The organism is Azospirillum sp. FG154 (assembly GCF_057809575.1).
Window position 1 is genome coordinate 216,496 of the sequence record NZ_JBMDKF010000004.1, and the last position, 15,904, is coordinate 232,399.

Genomic DNA, 15,904 nt, shown 5'->3' on the forward strand with positions numbered 1-15,904 from the left:
GAGCGGACCAAGCCTATTTGTCCCCGATAAACCGCACCCAGGGAAAATCCACCCAGTCGAACCAGCGCGCAACGGGCGCCGCGCCGCGCGCCGTCAACGCGTTCAACACGCAAAAGGGCGCGGCCTGGTCCAGCATCCAATAGCCTTCACCCCGCCGCAGCGCGTTGGCGATGTAGGCGGCGGTGAGGGCCAAAAAGGCGCGAGACGCTTCGGTGGGTTGAAACCAAGCGAAACAGACCGTGATTTCCCGCGTCGGCCCCCGCCCCCGACCATCGCGCAACAGCCCGACGTCCGCGCCGCGCAGCCCATCCGACAGGCTGGTCAGATCGGCGCGCAGCGTGCAATCGGCGTCGACATGGACCAGCGGACGGGACTGCCGCGCCAGCAATTGACGCCAGCGCAGAAAGCGGACGCAGGCGTAATAGGTGGTCCGTCTGTGATCGTCCCAGCCGGTGAAATCCAACCGTTCCCGGCTGTAGCCGATGGGCAGGCGGGTCCGCCAGCGCTCAAGCGCCGCTTCGGTTTCCGGCGATGGGTTGACGACATGGACATGCACGCCGCTCCCGCCGTCGGGCGGCAGGGTCGCGGCGACGGACTCCAGCAGATCGCCGACGAAGCGCTGGAAATAGACGTCGTCGCAGGACACCGCGATCAACGGCCCATCCCCCGGCGGCGGCTCGACCATCATCTCCAGGGGCGGAAAATCCGGCAGAAGCGACTCCAGCGTCGGCAAACGGTCCAACATCCCCCGGTCGCTCCGAATCAGCGACCAGACGCGCAACTCGAAATCCGCAGCCCGTTCGTCGGCGGTGAAACGACGACCGACGCGGCGCATCCAACGCGCGCCCAGATCGCTGCGGCCTTTTCGATAGAAATGATAGGCGATCGCCGCCGCCGCGTGGGTGTCGCGTGGGTCGCGCCGCAACGCCTGCGGCGCGGCGCGGGCCGCCGCCGCGACCAGCTCATCATCGGCCAGCCCCGCCTGCAACAGCTTCAACGCCGCGCCCAGCAGCGCCGCGCCCGCCGCCGGGTGATCGGGACGAACCGCCAAGGCGCGGCGCAGCCAGACCAAACCGCGCGCCAGCTTCGCCCGATCCAGCGGTCGCCCGGCCACCACCGGCTGATCCATCCCGGCCTCGCTCAACAGGCGAACGGCCAGATTGTGCAGCGCGTCGGCAAAGGCCGGCTCCAACGCCGCCGCCTGCCGCCGCAAGCGCGCGGCGGCGGCCAGACGGCCCAACGCCGCCAGCGCGTTGGCCCGGTTGACGCGCGGCTCCGCCGCCTCGGGCCGCTGGGCGATGGCTTGGGCGAAGGCGTCGGCGGCATCGGCGGTTCGCTCCAGGGTCCGCAAGGCCATGCCCAGATTGTTCCAGGCCTGCGGGTAAACGGCCCGCTGGGCCAGCGCCTGCCGGTACGACTCCGCCGCCGCCGCCGCATCCCGGCGCTCCAGCCACAGATTCCCCAGATTGTAGGCGGCTTCGGCCAAGCCCGGTTCCAACCGCAGGGCGCGGGCGAAAAACGCCGCCGCCCGCTCCGTCGCGCCGACCGACCGCAGGGTCAGGGCCAGATCGCTCAAGAAATCCCCGTCGCTGGGCCGCGTGGCGACGGCCAAGCGCAAGCGGCGCAGGGCCAGCGCCGCCCGCCCGCTCTGCCCGTCCAACACGCCCAGCAGATGCAGCGCGTCGGGCTGGTCCGGCACGGCCCGCAGGATGCTATGATACAGCGCCTCGGCCCGATCCAGGCGGCCCGCCTGATGGTGGTCGACCGCAGCGGCCAGGGCGTCGCGAAGTGAAACCATGCCGCCTGTCTACACGCAGGCCAGAGAACGAGCAAGAATCGCCATGACCGCGCCCGCCCCCGATTTCGGCCCCGGCCCTCTGGTCAGCGTCGTCACGCCAAGCTGGCGGCGCGAAGACTGCCTGCCCCGGCTGCACGCCTGCCTGCGGGCGCAGACCCACGCGAACATCGAATGGTTGGTGTTCGACGACAGCCCGCTCCCGTCGGCCTATCTCCAGCCCTTGGCCAGCCCGCGCCTGAAATATTTCTATTCGTCGAGCCGCTACGCCATCGGCGAAAAGCGCAACATTCTGGCCGAGCACGCCAGCGGCGCCGTCATCCTCCACATGGACGACGATGATTTCTACGCGCCCGGCTACGTCGCCCGCATGCTGTCCTGGCTGGACCAGGGCTATGATTTGGTCAAGCTGTCGGGCTGGTTCCTGCACAGCGCCATCCATGGCCGCTTCGGCTATTGGGACACGGCGCGCGGCGGGTCGCATCACCGCTGGGGCCGCAGCGCCTGCGCCTATGTCGAGGCGCCCGACGCTCCGGCGTCCGCCGACAATCTGGACGGTTACGGTTTTTCCTACGCCTACCGCCGCGCGGTGTGGGAAGCCGGGCGCTTTCCGCCGATCAACGCCTGCGAAGACGCCCCCTTCGTCAAGGCCGCGCGCGAACGGTTCCGCGTCGGCGCCTTTCCCGACTCCGAAGGGCTGTGCCTGCACACGCTGCACGCGCGCAGCACCAGCCTGTGCCTGCCGCAATATGAATTGCCGACGCTGCTGCTGGAACGCCTGTTCGGCCCGACCATCACGGCCTACACCAGCGGCTGAAGCGTCAGATTTGCACGTCCAGGAACATGCCGCGTCGGTAATTGCGCGGCAGAGTCAAAATGCCGTTGACCACCAAAGCGGCCAATTCGCGGATGCTGGGAATGCGCTGACGGCCCTGGCCGACGCCCTCGGCGCGGGCCGCCAACCCAACCGGCCCGCCGGACCCGACCCGCCCGCCGCCGGGATCCGAACGGATCGCCTCGTTGGAACGGTCGCCTGTGCGTCGTGTTTCAACCATGGCCCCAATCTACCAGAACCGCCGAACCCCGGCAAGCTGAGCACGGCAAGCGGCAGGGCAACGAACTCAGGTTAATGAGGTTTACGGCTTGCGCTTGGCGTGATTCTCTGAGACTTCCCAGCCCGGAGCCACCCGATGCCGTTTGGAGAGAGGTCGCGCCTACGGGCGTTGCTTGAGCATTTTTCGGAGATCGAAGACCCTCGCGAAGCGTGGAAGGTGGCGCACCCATTGCCGGAGGTGTTGTTGCTGGTGGTGTGCGGCACGATCGCCGATTGCGACGACTATGAGCACATCGCGGCCTGTGGAGACGCGCATCTTGGGTTCCTGCGCGAGATGCTGCCCTATCACCACGGCGTTCCCGGCGGTCGTTGGCTCACCCTGCTGATGAACCGGATCGATCCTGGTCTGTTTTCGGCCTGCTTCACCGCCTGGGTGCGGGAGACGTGGCCGGATCGACCGGATTTCGTCGCCATCGACGGCAAGACCTCCCGTCGCAGCCATGATCGCAGCGGCGGCAAGCCGCCGCTTCATCTGGTCTCGGCCTTCGCCACCACCGCCCGTCTGGTTTTGGGGCAAGAGGCGGTTTCCGACAAATCCAACGAAACCAGCGCCATTCCGCTGCTTCTGCAACGCCTTGCCGCCAATGGCGGCCTGAAAGGAGCGACCGTCTCCATCGACGCCATCGCCTGCAACGCCACCATCGCCACCGCCATCAAGGAGGCGGGGGCCGACTATCTGCTGGCGGTGAAAGCCAACCAACCGACCCTGCGCGCCGAAATCGAAGCCTGTTTCACCGCCGCCCCAGCCGGGATCGTCGAGACCGTCACAGAGTGGGACAAGGGGCACGGTCGCATTGAGGAGCGCGCCGTGACCGTCAGCCACGAGGCCGATTGGCTCAATGGCGACCGCCGCTTTCCCGGTGAACTCCGTCTCCCCGGCGTGGCGACGATCATTGAAGTGCGCTCCAAAACCGAACTCAAAGACCGATGCCGCACGGACACCCGTTACTACATCTCCTCCGCCAACCTCACCGCTGAAGCCGCAGCCACAGCCGTCCGAGGCCATTGGGGCATCGAAAACAGCCTCCACTGGGTTCTCGACGTGGTCTTCAGCGAGGACCAAGCCCGCCTGCGCACAGGTCATGGAGCCAAAAACATGGCCGTCGTCAGGCACTTCGCCATCAACCTCGTCCGCGCCGTCACCGACAAAAAATCCCTCAAACTCAGGCGCAAGGCCGCAGGATGGGACACCCGATACATGAAGGCCATCCTCGACCTACCACCCCGTTAACCTGGATTCGTTGCCCTGCGGCAAGCTGGGCGCCGACGCGGATTCACCCCTCGCCCTGCGTCACCCGCTGGGCGCGCTGTCGGGTGTCGTCGGTCAGGGCGGCCAGACCGCGCATGGTGGCGGCGATTTCTTCGCTGGCCGAGGCGTTGGCGTGGGAAATGTGGGACAACTCCATCAGCGTCTCTTCGATGGCGTCCACGCTTAGGCGCTGGCGCTCCACCTCGTCCACGATGGTCTGCGACAGGCGGTCCGTCTCGGCGATGGTGGCCGAGACCTCTTGCATGCGCTGGCCGACCGCCGCCGCGACCTCCAGACCGCGCGCGATCCGTTCGTGGCTGCGGCGGGCCAGACCGGCGATTTCCTGCGCCAACCCCAAAGTCTGCTGCGCCAGGGCGCCGACCGCCCCCGCCACCACGGAAAAGCCGCGCCCATGCTCGCCCGCCCGCGACGCCTCAATCGAGGCGTTCAGCGACAGAATGTTGGAATGGGCCGCCAGTTTGCTGATGGCGACGGTCACACGGTTGATTTCGTTGCTCATCTCGGCGATTTCGCGAACCGCCTCGGCCATCGCGCCGATGTCGGCCAAACTCTCCTCCAGCCGGTCGGCGGAATCGCGCGAACGCTCCTGCCCGGTGCGCGACACGGCGGCAACCGCCGTCATCGCCTCGCGCGTGTCCAGGAAGGACCGGCGCAACCGCTCCACCGAGTTCATCTGGCCATGCGCCCCGTCCGACACCTGGGCGATGGCGGCGGCGGCCTGCCCGGTGGCGATGGACACCTGCATGGTCGCCTGCACCACCGTGTCGGACAGCGAACGGGTGTCCTCCAACGCCTTTTTGAAGCGCTGCATCGCCTTGCCCAGATCGGCCACCTCATCGTCGAAGCGGGTTTGCGGCACCGACACGGTGACGTCGCCATCGGCCAAACGGCCCAGCGCCTCCGTCATCCGGCGCAACGGCAGGATCACGCCCAGCCGGACAATCGCCACCACCACCGCAAAGGCCAGCAGCGACAAACCGCCCGCAATGGCGCCGATGCGCAGGCGTTCGCGATTCAGCCGATTGACTCGCGCCTCCACCACATCAATGAACTGACTGTTGGCGGCGCTGTAAAAATGATCGATGGCGTCAAAGGTCGCGGCGAGCAGCTCCGGTTTGTTGTCTCCATTGTCCAGCATGGTCAAGGCGTGGCCCATCATCAGGCCAAAGGGCTGAAAGGTTTCGTTCAGCGTGTCCGCCATCGCCGGATTGCCCAGCGGTCCGGTGGCCGACGCGATCGCCTCCTCGATGTCTTGCAACAGGCTCTCGATCCGACCGCTGAGCAGCTCGCTTTTCCCGCGCGCCGTCTCCTTGTCCTGAACGTCGGCGTTTTCCCCGCCGCGCAGCTCGATCAACAACTCCCGCAGATCGGCCAAACGCAAAACAAACACGTCCCCCAGATAGAAGGAGGCCATTTCCGGATCCAGCGGAATGCCGGAATGGTTGGCGACCAATTGCGCCAATTTGCGCAAGGCCCGCCGCGCCTCGACCTTCATCGGGCTGCGGTCCTTGGCGCGGACCAGCGCCTCGACCTCCACAGACAGATCGTCGGCGCCCAGAATGGCGCCGTAACGCTCCCGCAACTCCACCAGGCTTTGGGCCAAGCCGCCGCTGTCAAGCCGCTCCCGCAGCACCAACGACCGGCTGATCGCCGCGTGCACCTTGTCGATGCCGCGCAGATACGCCGCCCCGTCGGCCTCCCAGCGGGCTTGCGCGATCAACACGCCTTTGGCCTCGTTCTGACTCCACAGGCCATAGCCGATGGGAATCAGGAACAAGCAGGCGGCCAACCCAAGGCGGGTCGCGATGCTCAAACGGCGGAGCATGGGTCCTCCCTTTCACCGCTGCGGCGGTCCGGGTTGGTGTGAGGGAGCGGTTCCAACCAGTCAACCGCGCGGGCGAACAGGGCCGGGGTGTCGAGCGCGAACATGACGCTGCCCGCGCCGATCACCGCCGCCCCGGCGATCAACGCGTTTCCTTCGATCAACGGGTGGAGGCGTTTGAAGAACACCTCGCGCCGCACCGCCAGCCGGTCGATCATCAACCCGATCTGCGCGTCGCCGTCGTCGGCCACCACCACGGTGCGGCGAACGGTCGGCGCGTCGGCGGACGGCGCGCGCAGCCCCAGCAGCGCGCCCAGATCGACCACCGGCAGGAAACGCCCGCGCAAGGACAGGCTGAGCCGCCGTCCGATCCGGCGCAGCCGATCCGGCGTCACCTCCACCACCTCGCGCACCGAGCGTTCATGGATGGCCACCATCTGCCCGGCGACCTCGGCGGTCAAAACCCGCTGCATGGCGGCGGACACCGGAAATTCGATGGTCATGCGGGTGCCAAGACCGGGGCGGCTGTCGATGGCGAGATGGCCGCCCAGCTTCTTGATCGCCGTCAGCACGATGTCCATGCCGACGCCGCGCCCAGAGGTCGCCGTCACCTCGTCACGGGTGGAAAAGCCCGGCAGCAGGATCAGATTCAGCGCCTCGCCGTCGGGCAGGGCGGCGGCGGCCGCCGCGCCGATCAATCCCTTCGACACCGCCTTGTCGCGGACGCGGGCGACGTCGATGCCGCCGCCGTCATCCTCCACCTCGACAATCGCCAAGCTGGCGGTTTGCCGGGCGCGGATGCGGATGGAGCCTTGCGCCGGTTTCCCCGCCGCCGCGCGCCGTTCGGGCGATTCGATGCCGTGATCGACGCTGTTGCGGACGATGTGGGTCAGGGGATCGACCAGCATTTCGATCATCGCCTTGTCGACCTGGACGTCCTCGCCCGCCGTGGTCAAGGCGACCTCCTTGCCGACCAGCACGGCGGTGTCGCGGATCGGGCGCAGCAGCCGGGTGAACAGCGTGCCGATGGGCACCACGCGCAGGGCGATGGCCCCCTCGTACAATTGCCGCACCGCGCGGTCGAGCCGCCGCATCTCGTCGTAGGTCGCGCGGGCCGCCGGGTTGGTCGGGCGCGCCCCCTCCTCCCCCAAACTGAGCGACAGGGCGGTCAGGCCAAGCCGCAATTCGCCGATCACGTCCATGAAACCGTCGATGGCGGCGCTCGGCACCCGAACCATCGCGTCGGCGGGGCGCGGCGCGGCGGGGGTGGCCGCAGAGCCAGACGGCGCGGCGGCGGACGCGACCGGCGGCGCGGCCTCAAGGTTGGGCGACGCCGAAACCGAAGCCGGAGGAGGAACCGGCGCCACGGAAGCGGGGGCGCCGCCAATCTCGTCGCCCGGCGCGGCGTTGGCGTTGGTTCGGTGGATGGAGCGCAGGCAGGCGCGACCCGGATCGAGATCCGCCAGTTCGCGGGCGAAGCCGGTCGGATCGCCGCGAACCGCCACCACATACTCGAACATCCCGCCGCGCAGATCCAGGCGTGAACGGTTGTAGAGGCAGCGTTCCAGCCGCAACCGTTCGGTCACGGCCTCGGCCGCCGCCGGGTCATGCTCCAGATCCAGCAGAACCAGCAGCAGCGCGTCGCCGTCGGTCTCGGCGACCGCCATCCGCATCAGGATGTCGGCGGGCCAGGCGTGAGCGTGCTCCACCGGCGAGGCCACCGGGGCGTCTTCAGCGACCGCCCCCTCGGCCCCCAGCCAGCGGTCGCGCAGCGCGGTGATCTCGTCGCGCGGAATCTCCATGCCGGAGCTGACCGAAATGCCGGTCAAGGCGCAGAGATCAGCCAGATCATCGACGTCCGGCGTTTCCTCCCCACGCAACAGGCGGGCGGCGATCAGATCGGCCAGCTCCGCCCCGGCCTCGACCTCCAGCCCGACGAACAGGCGGGCGGCGTGCAGCCAGACGGCGGGGTTTTCGGGAGTGGATTTCAGCGCGCCCGCATGCTCCAGCAGCAGGTCGGCGAACAGCGACTCCAGCGCCGCCGACAGGGCGAAGGCCCCGACGCTCTGGCCGCTGGCGCTTTCCGCCCCGCGCAGCCGCAGCACCAAATCCAACCAGCCCCAGCGCCCGGCGGCCCCACCGGCCAGCCGCAAGGCGGCGCCGACGATTCCATGCAGTTCGGCGGGTTCCGCCGCCTCGGCCAGCGCCAGCGCCGCGTCGCCCGGATCCTCGGCGTCAATCGCGCCGATCAAGCCCAGAACCGCGTCCTGAATCGCTTCCAACACCGAAGGATCAACCGTCAACGCCGGAGCGGCGGGCGGGCGTTCCGGGGCGGCGACCGGGTTCGGGACGGGAAGCGACGCCGACGCGACCGATGCGACCGGAGCGGCGGGAGCCGTCGGTGCGGCGGCGGGCGCGCCGCCGGTCAAATGGCTTTTCAGCCGGGCGACGATGGCGCCGTTCACCGGCTGGTCGGTGCGCGTCGCCATGGCGGTGTCTTGCAGGCGGCGCATCTCGTCCACCGCCTCCAGCAGGGCGCTGACCAGATCGGTGCTGAGCGTCGTCTTGCCCGCGCGGACCAGATGCAGCACGTCTTCCGCCGCGTGCGCCACCGTTTCGATGCAGCGCAGCGCCAGCGCCGCCGAACCGCCCTTGACCGAATGGAAGGCGCGAAACAATTCGTCCACCCGCGCCGGATCGACCGGGCTGGCGGCCAAAATGCTTTCGATGGCGGCGAGATACTCGTCAAGCTCCGCGCCGAACAGCGACCAGAATTCCTCAATGGGATCGTCCAGGTCGCTCATCCCTCTCTCCCCGCCAGGGCGGCCAGCCGTCGACCAAGCGCCGCCGGTTCGGCCACCTCGCTCGCCAGCCCGGCCTCGATGGCCGAACGCGGCATTCCCCAGATCACGGCGGTGGTCGGATCCTGGACCAGCACCGGCGCGCCGCGTTGGGCCAGCGCGCGGGCGCCGTCGCAACCGTCGCTGCCCATCCCGGTCAGGATCACCCCCACCGGACGCCGCGCCGTCAAGGCGGCGGAGCGGAACAAAATATCGGCGTTCGGGCGGTAGACCGCGCTGCCGCCATCCAACAGCCGCAAGGCGAAGACGTTGGGGCGCACGCGCGCCACCTCGCCGTTGCGCCCGCCGGGCAGCAGATAGACGGTGTTGGCGGTCAACTCCTTGCCGTCTTCCGCCTCGACCACCGCGACGCCCAGCGTCGAGGCCAGCGAATCGGCCAAGCTGCGGCTGAACACCGCCGGAATGTGCTGAGCGATGACGATGGGAGCGGAAAAGGGGCAAAGCGGGCGCAGGAAATTCGGCAAGGTTTGCGGTCCGCCGGTTGAGGCCGCCACCACCACCAGATCAGGGGCGCCAACCACGGTGACGTTGCGAAGCGGCGACGGCGCAGTCTGCGCCGGGGCGGCGATCCTGCCGTCGCTGACCGGCGGCGACGCGGACGCGCGCGGACGCGCCGCCGTCCCGCCAACCGTCGGAGCCGTTGGCTCCGCTGGGCGCGGCTTGGACGGCGGGCGGTCGCGGCCCGTCAGAATGGCGGCGGCCACCGCCAGCTTGCTGCGCAGCAGTTCGCCGACCTGGGCCAGATCGGTTTTGAAATGCTCCGACGCCTTCGGCACAAAATCGATGGCCCCAGCGCTGAGCGCCGACAGGGTCAAGGCGGCGCCCTGGGTGGTGAAGGCGCTGACCATGATGACCACCGGGGCGCCGCCGGGTGGCGGCCGCACCCGCTTCAGCACGCCGATGCCGTCCAGGCCGGGCATGTCGAGATCCAGCGTCACCACGTCGGGCCGCAGGTTGCGGATCGCCTCGACCCCGGCCAAGCCGTCATTGGCCTCGCCCACCACGGTGAAGCCCGGCGTGTGGCCGACGATGTGGCGCAGCGAGGCCCGCATGAAAGCGGAATCGTCGATGATGAGAACGCGCAAAGCTTTCGGATTTGGCGGCGTCAGCATCAGGCCCCCGTCCGCCGCGCCGTGTCGGCGTTGACCAGATCGCGCAACAGCGCCTCGCCGGTGATGACGGAATAGGCTTGATCGTCCCGGCGGCCAATCCCGTCAACGCCGGGCGACGGGAACCATTCCGGTTCCGTCACATCCCGGCGCAACGGCAGGGGGCGGAGGATTTCATCCACCCGCAAGGCCAACGACCCGACCGACGACGACAGAACGACGAAATCGGCGCGTTCGGGCAGGTTCTCCGGCTCCGCCAGATCCAGCACGGGCACCACCGCGCCGATCACCTCGACCGCGCAGCGGATGCGGCCCAGCGCGCCCGGCACCCGGAACAGGCGCTGGCGGTAGAGAATGCGGCGGACGTCGGCGTAGCTGGCGGCGAAGGAGCGCCCGGCGATGGTGAAGATCAGATGCATCGGCCCGACGGACTCGTCGTTCGCCTCGGTCGCCACGCCGTTGGACGGCCCGCCGCTCGCGGCGGAAGGCGGCGCGACCGGGGCCGACGGCACGTCGCCGATTCCATCGGCGCCCAGCACGAAGGCCCGCCCGATTCCGTCGATCACGGCGGCGGAGCGGCATATCCGACCCGGCGGAATCCAGGGCGCCGGCCCGAAGGCCGTCGGGTTGCGGAATCCCAGAACGCTGTCGGCCAGCAGACCGACGGTTCCCGCCGGACCATGCAGCAAAATCACGTCGCCCCGACGTTCCGGCGGTTGATCGAACAGATTGGCCGGATCGACCACCGGGATGAAACAGCCATTGTGCAGCAGCACCGCCGCCACCAGCGGCGTCGGATAACCAGGTTGATCGAGCGCAGGCTCCTCGACGATCTCCAGCACGTCGGCGGTTGGGCAGCAATAGGTCTGCCCGCGCCGGTCGAACACCAGGACCGGCGTCAGCGCGGGGCCGTCTTGTCCGGTTGCGTCCATGTCAGCGGCCTGCCGGACGGTCATCGGCGTTCCCCTTGACGAACAGCCCGGTTCCGTTGCGGAACAGGGGGTGAAAGCCAAACTGTTGCGGGTCGGCGGGCGGCGCGCTGTCTCCTGGCCCCAGCAGCAGCAGCCCACCCGGACGCACCGCCGCGCTCAACGCGGCGAAAGCGGTTTGGCGCGCGGCGTCATCCATATAAATCAGCACGTTGCGGCAGACCACCGCGTCGAAGAACAGCGGCGCGGGCGGCATCTTGAGGATGTTGTGCTCGGCGAAGCGGACCACGGCGCGGATCGGGTCGGCGACGCGGCGGCGGCCATCCTCCATCAGCGGCAAATCGGCCTCGTCCTCCGCTCCCACCTGACGGCAGGGCGACATCGGGCCGGTGCGGTACACGCCCTCGCGCGCCACCGCCAAGGCTGAACGGGAAATGTCGGTGCCCAGCACGCTGACGCTTTGGCCCAGACGGCGCAGCGTGATCGCCAACGAATAGGCCTCTTCCCCGGTGGCGCAGCCCGCCGACCACAGGGCGAGCGTCGCGTCGGACCGCGCGCCGCCGCTGGCGTCGCACAGCAGGGTTCCCATCAACGCCAGTTGGCGGTGGTCGCGGAAGAAATAGGTTTCCCGGTTGGTCGCGCCGTCGATCAACCGGGCGACCAGCGCGTCGCGCTCCACCCCGTTGGCGAGCGCCGCGCCCGGCGGCAGATGGTCGCAAGCGTCAATCAAACGGGCGCCGACCGGCCCGGCGGGGTTGGCGCCGATCAGACGACAGGTGTCGAGCGCCAAGGACGAGGCGACGTTGGAAGGACGCGCGGGCGGTGGATCCAGCGGCGGCAGAGCGGCCATCAGCCCTCCTCGGGCGGGGCCAGAGCCGCCCGCATCGCGGACAGGATGGCCCGCCCGCTGACCTCGACCAGATCGGCGCTGACCGCGCCCGACGGTTTGGCGACGACGGCGGCGGCCCCGGCCATCAGGCAGGCGCGGCGTTCCGCCGATCCCGGCCCGGCGATGGACGACACCACCACCACCATCGCGTCGCTGACCGCGCGGATGGCGGGCAACGCCTCCAACCCGCCCATCACCGGCATTTCCAAATCCAGCAGACACAGATCGGGCCGCAATTCCCGCGCCTGTTCAATCGCCGCGCGCCCATCCGCCGCCGTGCCGACCACCTGCCAACGCGCCGCCCCGTCGGCGGCTCGATCACCGTCCAACAGGCGGGACAGCAGGCTGCGCATCATCGACGAATCGTCGGCGATCAGCACGCTTGGCGCGACGGTCCCCGGCATCACGCCGCCTTGTCCGAATCGTCGTCGGCCGCGTCGTCGTCCACATCAGTGACCACCCCGCCGTCGGTCGCCGCCGGATCCGACGCCTTGCGCCGCCGCCCGGATTCGGCCATTCGCCGCGTGCTGTCGGCCAGCCGCGTCAACTCCACCATGGTGGCGGAGATTTCTTCGCAGGCGGTGGCGTTGGCGTTGGCGGTTTCGGTCAGGCGCTGCAAGCTCGCCTCGATCTGCTGGAGCACCGCGCCCTGCTCCTCCATCGATTTGGCGATGTCTTCGGACAGGCTGTCGGTCTCGTTGATCGAACCGGCGACGCTGTTCATCACCCCGCCGACCTCGGTGGCGATGCTGACGCCGTTTTGGATGCGCTCGCCGCTGTCGGCGGCCAACAAGGCGATCTCCTGGGCCAGATCGGCGGTTTGCTGGGCCAGATTGCCGACCTCTTCGGCGACCACGGAAAAGCCGCGCCCATGCTCGCCCGCCCGCGCCGCCTCGATGGCGGCGTTCAGCGACAGGATGTTGGAGCGGGTGGCCAGTTCGCTGATGCTCTGGGTGATGGCGTTGATGCGGGCGCTGGTGACGGCGATTTCCTGAACCGCGCCGGTCATCGCCGTCATCTGGGTCAGCCCCCCGGCAAGCTGGGTCGCCGCCTTGCGCGAGCAATGCTTGGCCGACAGGCTGACCGAGGCGATGGTGCCGATGATCGCCGTGGTGCGCGACACCGAATTGGTGATCGCCTCGACCGACTGCATCTGGCGCTGGGAGCCGCCGGACACCTGCTCGACCGCCGCCGCCGCCTGGCTGGTCGCGGCGGCCACCTGTTCGGCGGTGGATTGGGTGCGGCGGGCCAACTCGTCCGATCCGCGCAGCGTGTCCTTCAAAAGCTGAACGGCCCGCGCGATCTCGCCGATCTCGTCGCGCCGATCCAGCCCGCGCACCCGGCGGTCAAGGTTGCCGCCCAACAGCGCCTTGGCGGTGCCGATCAATGTGTGCAGCGGTCGCACCACCGTCAGCCGCAGCAACAGAAACGCGAAGAGGAAGGCCCCGGCCAGCGCCAAACCGACAACCCGCACCACCATGCCGCTGGCGGCGTCGGAATTGGCCGACGTCGCGCGGGCTTGATTCCGGGCCTGTTCCTGCGCCTGTTCGATCAGCCGGGTCATCATGCCGTCGAACTCTTCGACCGAAGAGGTCACGGCGCGGCCAAGGTCGCGCAGCGAGTCGGGCGGCGCTCCGGCGGTCTGAGCGAATTTTGCGGCGACCAGAATGTCGATGCGCTGACTCAATCGGTCAAACCCCTCGCGCGCCACCTTCAATTCCCGCGACAGGCTGGGCAGGTTGCGTTCAGCCTCCGTCATCTGGGTGATGAAGGCGATGGCCTCCTCCTTCAAACGTCCGGTGGTCTGGCGGGCGCGCAGGCCGCTCGGCTCGCTCAGCGTCTCGAAGGTCAGGCGGACGGCGTTCATCGCGGTCGCCCGCGCCCGCGCCATCCAGACGATGCCAACCGCGTCGTGGTCGATCAGGCTGATGAGTTCGCTTTCGGTTTCGTCCTGGATCTTGTTGATCCGGTCAATCCCGACGAACACGACCACCGCCAGCACGGTGAGGATCAGCAGAACCTTGCCGATCAGCGGCACAGACAGGGCCGGTTTCATCGCCATCCCCCCAATAAAATCAGGTCAGTTTGCCAAGGGCCGCTTCGACCCGAACCTTCAGATCCTTGACCGCCACCGGCTTGCGCAGGAACAGCCGGACCCCGGCGGCGATCGCCGTCTTGACCGAGCTTTCCTCGGCGTTGCCCGTCACCATGATGATCGGCAGCTTGGCGGTTTTCGGGTTGCCGCGCAGCATCTTGAACAGCGTCAGGCCATCGGTGCCGGGCATGTTCCAATCCAGCGTCATCAGATCAAATTCCGTGGTCAACACGGCGTCGATCGCCGCCACCGCCGACGTGCATTCGGTGACGTTGCGCACGCCCAGTTGCGAAAACGCGTAGCGATGCAGGCGGAGCATGCTGTCCTGGTCATCGACGCAGATGACCTTGAGTTGATCGGCCCGAGGCATTCCTTGCCCTTTCGGTGCGAAGATTGGCGAGATGGCGCAATGTCTCTAAAGACACGGGAAATCTTAATAAAATGCGAAACACTTGGCGCCAGGACTGCGGTAAATTCATACAGAATGTGACATGACATGATGTTGCGCGCGCCGGGCAAGATCCCGATCACGGCGGCAACCAACTGACCATCCAGGTGTCGAACCCCTGCGCCTCGGCCTCTTTGGCCAAGCGTTTTGCGTGCGTCGCGTCCTCTTGCGGCCCCAGCGTCACCGTCATCCAGCCCGTCGCGTCGGGCGGATCGGTGACGACGACAACGGGAGTGAAGCCTTTGGCCGACACCGCGCTGGACAAGGCTCCGGCGCGGGATTCAACCAAGAAGCGCCCAACTGCCACCGAATAAACCATCGGCGGGACCGGTTCTTTGACGGCGGCGGGGACGGGCGGCGGCGGAACGGCGGCGGCGGCCTGCCCTGAATCGGCGGGCGCAAGGATCGGCGCGGCGGGCGGCGCGTTGGCGGCTTGCTCCAACAACGGCCCGCGCAGTTCCGAGTTGGGCGGAGCGGATGGCGGCTCGCCAAAACCGAACCCTTTGACCTTCACCAGCTTGATCGCGGGCTCCGCCGCGCCGCTGGAACTCGGGGCGCTGGAACTGGGTGCGCTGGGGCTTGATGGGGCGGCAGGCGCGGCGGAGGAAGGGACCGCCGCCGGAGCGACGGGGACTGGCGCGGGCGTGGCGGCGGGAGCCGGGGACGTTGGCGCCGGAGCCGGAGCCGCCGCTGGCGGTACGGTGACGGGCGGCGACGCGAGAGACGGCTTGGTCGCGAGCGGCGCATCTGGGACGCCCACCAGATTGGCGCCGACCACCAGACCGAACAGGAAGGTCAGCAGGCCAAACAGCAACACGGCCCCGACGAGGAGCGGCAGAGAACTGCGCAGCGCCGCCATTCATCGCCCCTTCGCGGCGGTGGTGGGCGTCGGAGCCACTGACGGCGCGACCGGCGCCGATGCGGGCGCAGCCGACTCGGCGCGTGATGGGCGAACCAATGGCGCTACGGGTTTGGCGGCCAACGCCGCGTCCGCTGAAGCGGTTTTTCCCGCTTCCCTGTCGCCCGTTGCGGGCGACGGCGGTTGCAGTCGGGCCGCCTGCGGCTTCTCCGGCGCGACCGAGGCGCGCTGGTCGCTGAACATGCCGCGCTGCAAGCCAACCCCGCCCATCTGCAACTTCTGCCAGGGAATGAAGCGCTCGTCGGGCAATTGCGCCTGCTGGCGGAAGGCGGCCATCGGCTGATAGGTGCCGGAATAATTGCTCCACCAATCAAGCTTGCCGCCGTCGAATCGCACGGTCCCGGCGTAGAGCACCGGACGCCCAGCCGCCAAACCGGCGTGACCGCTGCGGGCGGACACATAGGTGTGTTGGTCGTTCCGGGTGTTGCCCTGCACCCGAACGAAATTGTAGGTGCCGTTGGGCCGGGTGCGCAGATTGCGTTCGGCGCTGCTCAACAAAAACTCGTCGCCCTGACTCCGCAGCAACTCATCCCCGACGCTCGCCCGCTCGCTCTTGCCCGCGCGCAGCGGCGTGAAGGTGGCCATCCGCTGCACGGTCGCGCCCCCCCCAGAGGCGGGCCAGCGCGTTGGCGGCGGGGCGAAGCGTTTGGGTG

14 protein-coding genes are annotated in these 15,904 nt (G+C 68.6%); 2 read left to right on the forward strand and 12 right to left on the reverse strand.

Going from position 1 to position 15,904, the window contains the following annotated elements:
* Positions 1-13: 13 nt before the first annotated feature.
* Entirely contained in the window at positions 14-1,798 is a 1,785-nt protein-coding gene (locus ACODS4_RS06945) for a tetratricopeptide repeat protein (protein ID WP_488862043.1), read from the reverse strand.
* A 43-nt stretch (positions 1,799-1,841) separates the two neighbouring features.
* On the opposite strand from ACODS4_RS06945, the gene ACODS4_RS06950 reads away from it, so the two are divergent.
* Complete coding sequence (locus tag ACODS4_RS06950) at positions 1,842-2,612, forward strand: glycosyltransferase family 2 protein (RefSeq protein ID WP_488862045.1); 771 nt, start codon at positions 1,842-1,844, stop codon at positions 2,610-2,612.
* A gap of 4 nt (positions 2,613-2,616) precedes the next feature.
* Here ACODS4_RS06950 and ACODS4_RS06955 read toward each other — a convergent pair whose 3' ends face one another.
* Positions 2,617-2,850, reverse strand: a complete 234-nt coding sequence (locus tag ACODS4_RS06955) for a hypothetical protein (protein ID WP_488862048.1) — start codon at positions 2,848-2,850, stop codon at positions 2,617-2,619.
* A gap of 135 nt (positions 2,851-2,985) precedes the next feature.
* Here ACODS4_RS06955 and ACODS4_RS06960 point away from each other — a divergent pair, with 135 nt between their 5' ends.
* Positions 2,986-4,140 (forward strand): ISAs1 family transposase, encoded by a 1,155-nt coding sequence (locus ACODS4_RS06960; RefSeq protein WP_488862050.1) that lies wholly within the window; start codon positions 2,986-2,988, stop codon positions 4,138-4,140.
* Between the two features lie 43 nt (positions 4,141-4,183).
* Here the strand turns inward: ACODS4_RS06960 and ACODS4_RS06965 are convergent, their stop codons facing one another.
* The 10 genes from ACODS4_RS06965 to ACODS4_RS07010 all read right to left on the reverse strand — a co-directional run bounded on the left by ACODS4_RS06965 (position 4,184) and on the right by ACODS4_RS07010 (position 15,845).
* On the reverse strand, positions 4,184-6,004 hold the full coding sequence (locus tag ACODS4_RS06965) for a methyl-accepting chemotaxis protein (protein ID WP_488862052.1): 1,821 nt from the start codon (positions 6,002-6,004) through the stop codon (positions 4,184-4,186).
* Positions 5,989-8,805 (reverse strand): chemotaxis protein CheW, encoded by a 2,817-nt coding sequence (locus ACODS4_RS06970; RefSeq protein ID WP_488862054.1) that lies wholly within the window; start codon positions 8,803-8,805, stop codon positions 5,989-5,991. The genes ACODS4_RS06965 and ACODS4_RS06970 overlap by 16 nt, the downstream gene beginning before the upstream one ends.
* Positions 8,802-9,974 (reverse strand): chemotaxis-specific protein-glutamate methyltransferase CheB, encoded by a 1,173-nt coding sequence (gene cheB, locus ACODS4_RS06975; protein WP_488862056.1) that lies wholly within the window; start codon positions 9,972-9,974, stop codon positions 8,802-8,804. Before cheB ends, ACODS4_RS06970 begins: the two co-directional genes overlap by 4 nt.
* Entirely contained in the window at positions 9,974-10,927 is a 954-nt protein-coding gene (locus tag ACODS4_RS06980) for a chemotaxis protein CheW (RefSeq protein WP_488862058.1), read from the reverse strand. Before ACODS4_RS06980 ends, cheB begins: the two co-directional genes overlap by 1 nt.
* A complete protein-coding gene (locus ACODS4_RS06985) occupies positions 10,905-11,750 on the reverse strand; it encodes a CheR family methyltransferase (protein ID WP_488862060.1) in 846 nt (281 codons plus the stop codon). Before ACODS4_RS06985 ends, ACODS4_RS06980 begins: the two co-directional genes overlap by 23 nt.
* Positions 11,750-12,193: a response regulator gene (locus ACODS4_RS06990; protein WP_488862062.1), complete on the reverse strand. Its 444-nt coding sequence runs from the start codon at positions 12,191-12,193 to the stop codon at positions 11,750-11,752. The genes ACODS4_RS06985 and ACODS4_RS06990 overlap by 1 nt, the downstream gene beginning before the upstream one ends.
* A complete protein-coding gene (locus tag ACODS4_RS06995; RefSeq protein ID WP_488862064.1) occupies positions 12,193-13,845 on the reverse strand; it encodes a methyl-accepting chemotaxis protein in 1,653 nt (550 codons plus the stop codon). The genes ACODS4_RS06990 and ACODS4_RS06995 overlap by 1 nt, the downstream gene beginning before the upstream one ends.
* Positions 13,846-13,864: 19 nt before the next feature.
* On the reverse strand, positions 13,865-14,254 hold the full coding sequence (locus tag ACODS4_RS07000) for a response regulator (RefSeq protein WP_119831108.1): 390 nt from the start codon (positions 14,252-14,254) through the stop codon (positions 13,865-13,867).
* A gap of 157 nt (positions 14,255-14,411) precedes the next feature.
* Entirely contained in the window at positions 14,412-15,191 is a 780-nt protein-coding gene (locus ACODS4_RS07005; RefSeq protein ID WP_488862067.1) for an SPOR domain-containing protein, read from the reverse strand.
* Positions 15,192-15,845: a hypothetical protein gene (locus ACODS4_RS07010; protein WP_488862069.1), complete on the reverse strand. Its 654-nt coding sequence runs from the start codon at positions 15,843-15,845 to the stop codon at positions 15,192-15,194.
* Positions 15,846-15,904: the final 59 nt, after the last annotated feature.

Coding starts and splice junctions, on each gene's coding strand:
- ACODS4_RS06960 (WP_488862050.1), top strand. CDS start 2,986: ATGCCGTTTGGAGAGAGGTCGCGCCTACGGGCGTTGCTTGAGCATTTT.
- ACODS4_RS06985 (WP_488862060.1), bottom strand. CDS start 11,750: ATGGCCGCTCTGCCGCCGCTGGATCCACCGCCCGCGCGTCCTTCCAAC.
- ACODS4_RS06990 (WP_488862062.1), bottom strand. CDS start 12,193: ATGCCGGGGACCGTCGCGCCAAGCGTGCTGATCGCCGACGATTCGTCG.
- ACODS4_RS06965 (WP_488862052.1), bottom strand. CDS start 6,004: ATGCTCCGCCGTTTGAGCATCGCGACCCGCCTTGGGTTGGCCGCCTGC.
- ACODS4_RS06950 (WP_488862045.1), top strand. CDS start 1,842: ATGACCGCGCCCGCCCCCGATTTCGGCCCCGGCCCTCTGGTCAGCGTC.
- cheB (WP_488862056.1), bottom strand. CDS start 9,974: ATGCTGACGCCGCCAAATCCGAAAGCTTTGCGCGTTCTCATCATCGAC.
- ACODS4_RS06995 (WP_488862064.1), bottom strand. CDS start 13,845: ATGAAACCGGCCCTGTCTGTGCCGCTGATCGGCAAGGTTCTGCTGATC.
- ACODS4_RS06980 (WP_488862058.1), bottom strand. CDS start 10,927: ATGACCGTCCGGCAGGCCGCTGACATGGACGCAACCGGACAAGACGGC.
- ACODS4_RS07005 (WP_488862067.1), bottom strand. CDS start 15,191: ATGGCGGCGCTGCGCAGTTCTCTGCCGCTCCTCGTCGGGGCCGTGTTG.
- ACODS4_RS06945 (WP_488862043.1), bottom strand. CDS start 1,798: ATGGTTTCACTTCGCGACGCCCTGGCCGCTGCGGTCGACCACCATCAG.
- ACODS4_RS06955 (WP_488862048.1), bottom strand. CDS start 2,850: ATGGTTGAAACACGACGCACAGGCGACCGTTCCAACGAGGCGATCCGT.
- ACODS4_RS07000 (WP_119831108.1), bottom strand. CDS start 14,254: ATGCCTCGGGCCGATCAACTCAAGGTCATCTGCGTCGATGACCAGGAC.
- ACODS4_RS06970 (WP_488862054.1), bottom strand. CDS start 8,805: ATGAGCGACCTGGACGATCCCATTGAGGAATTCTGGTCGCTGTTCGGC.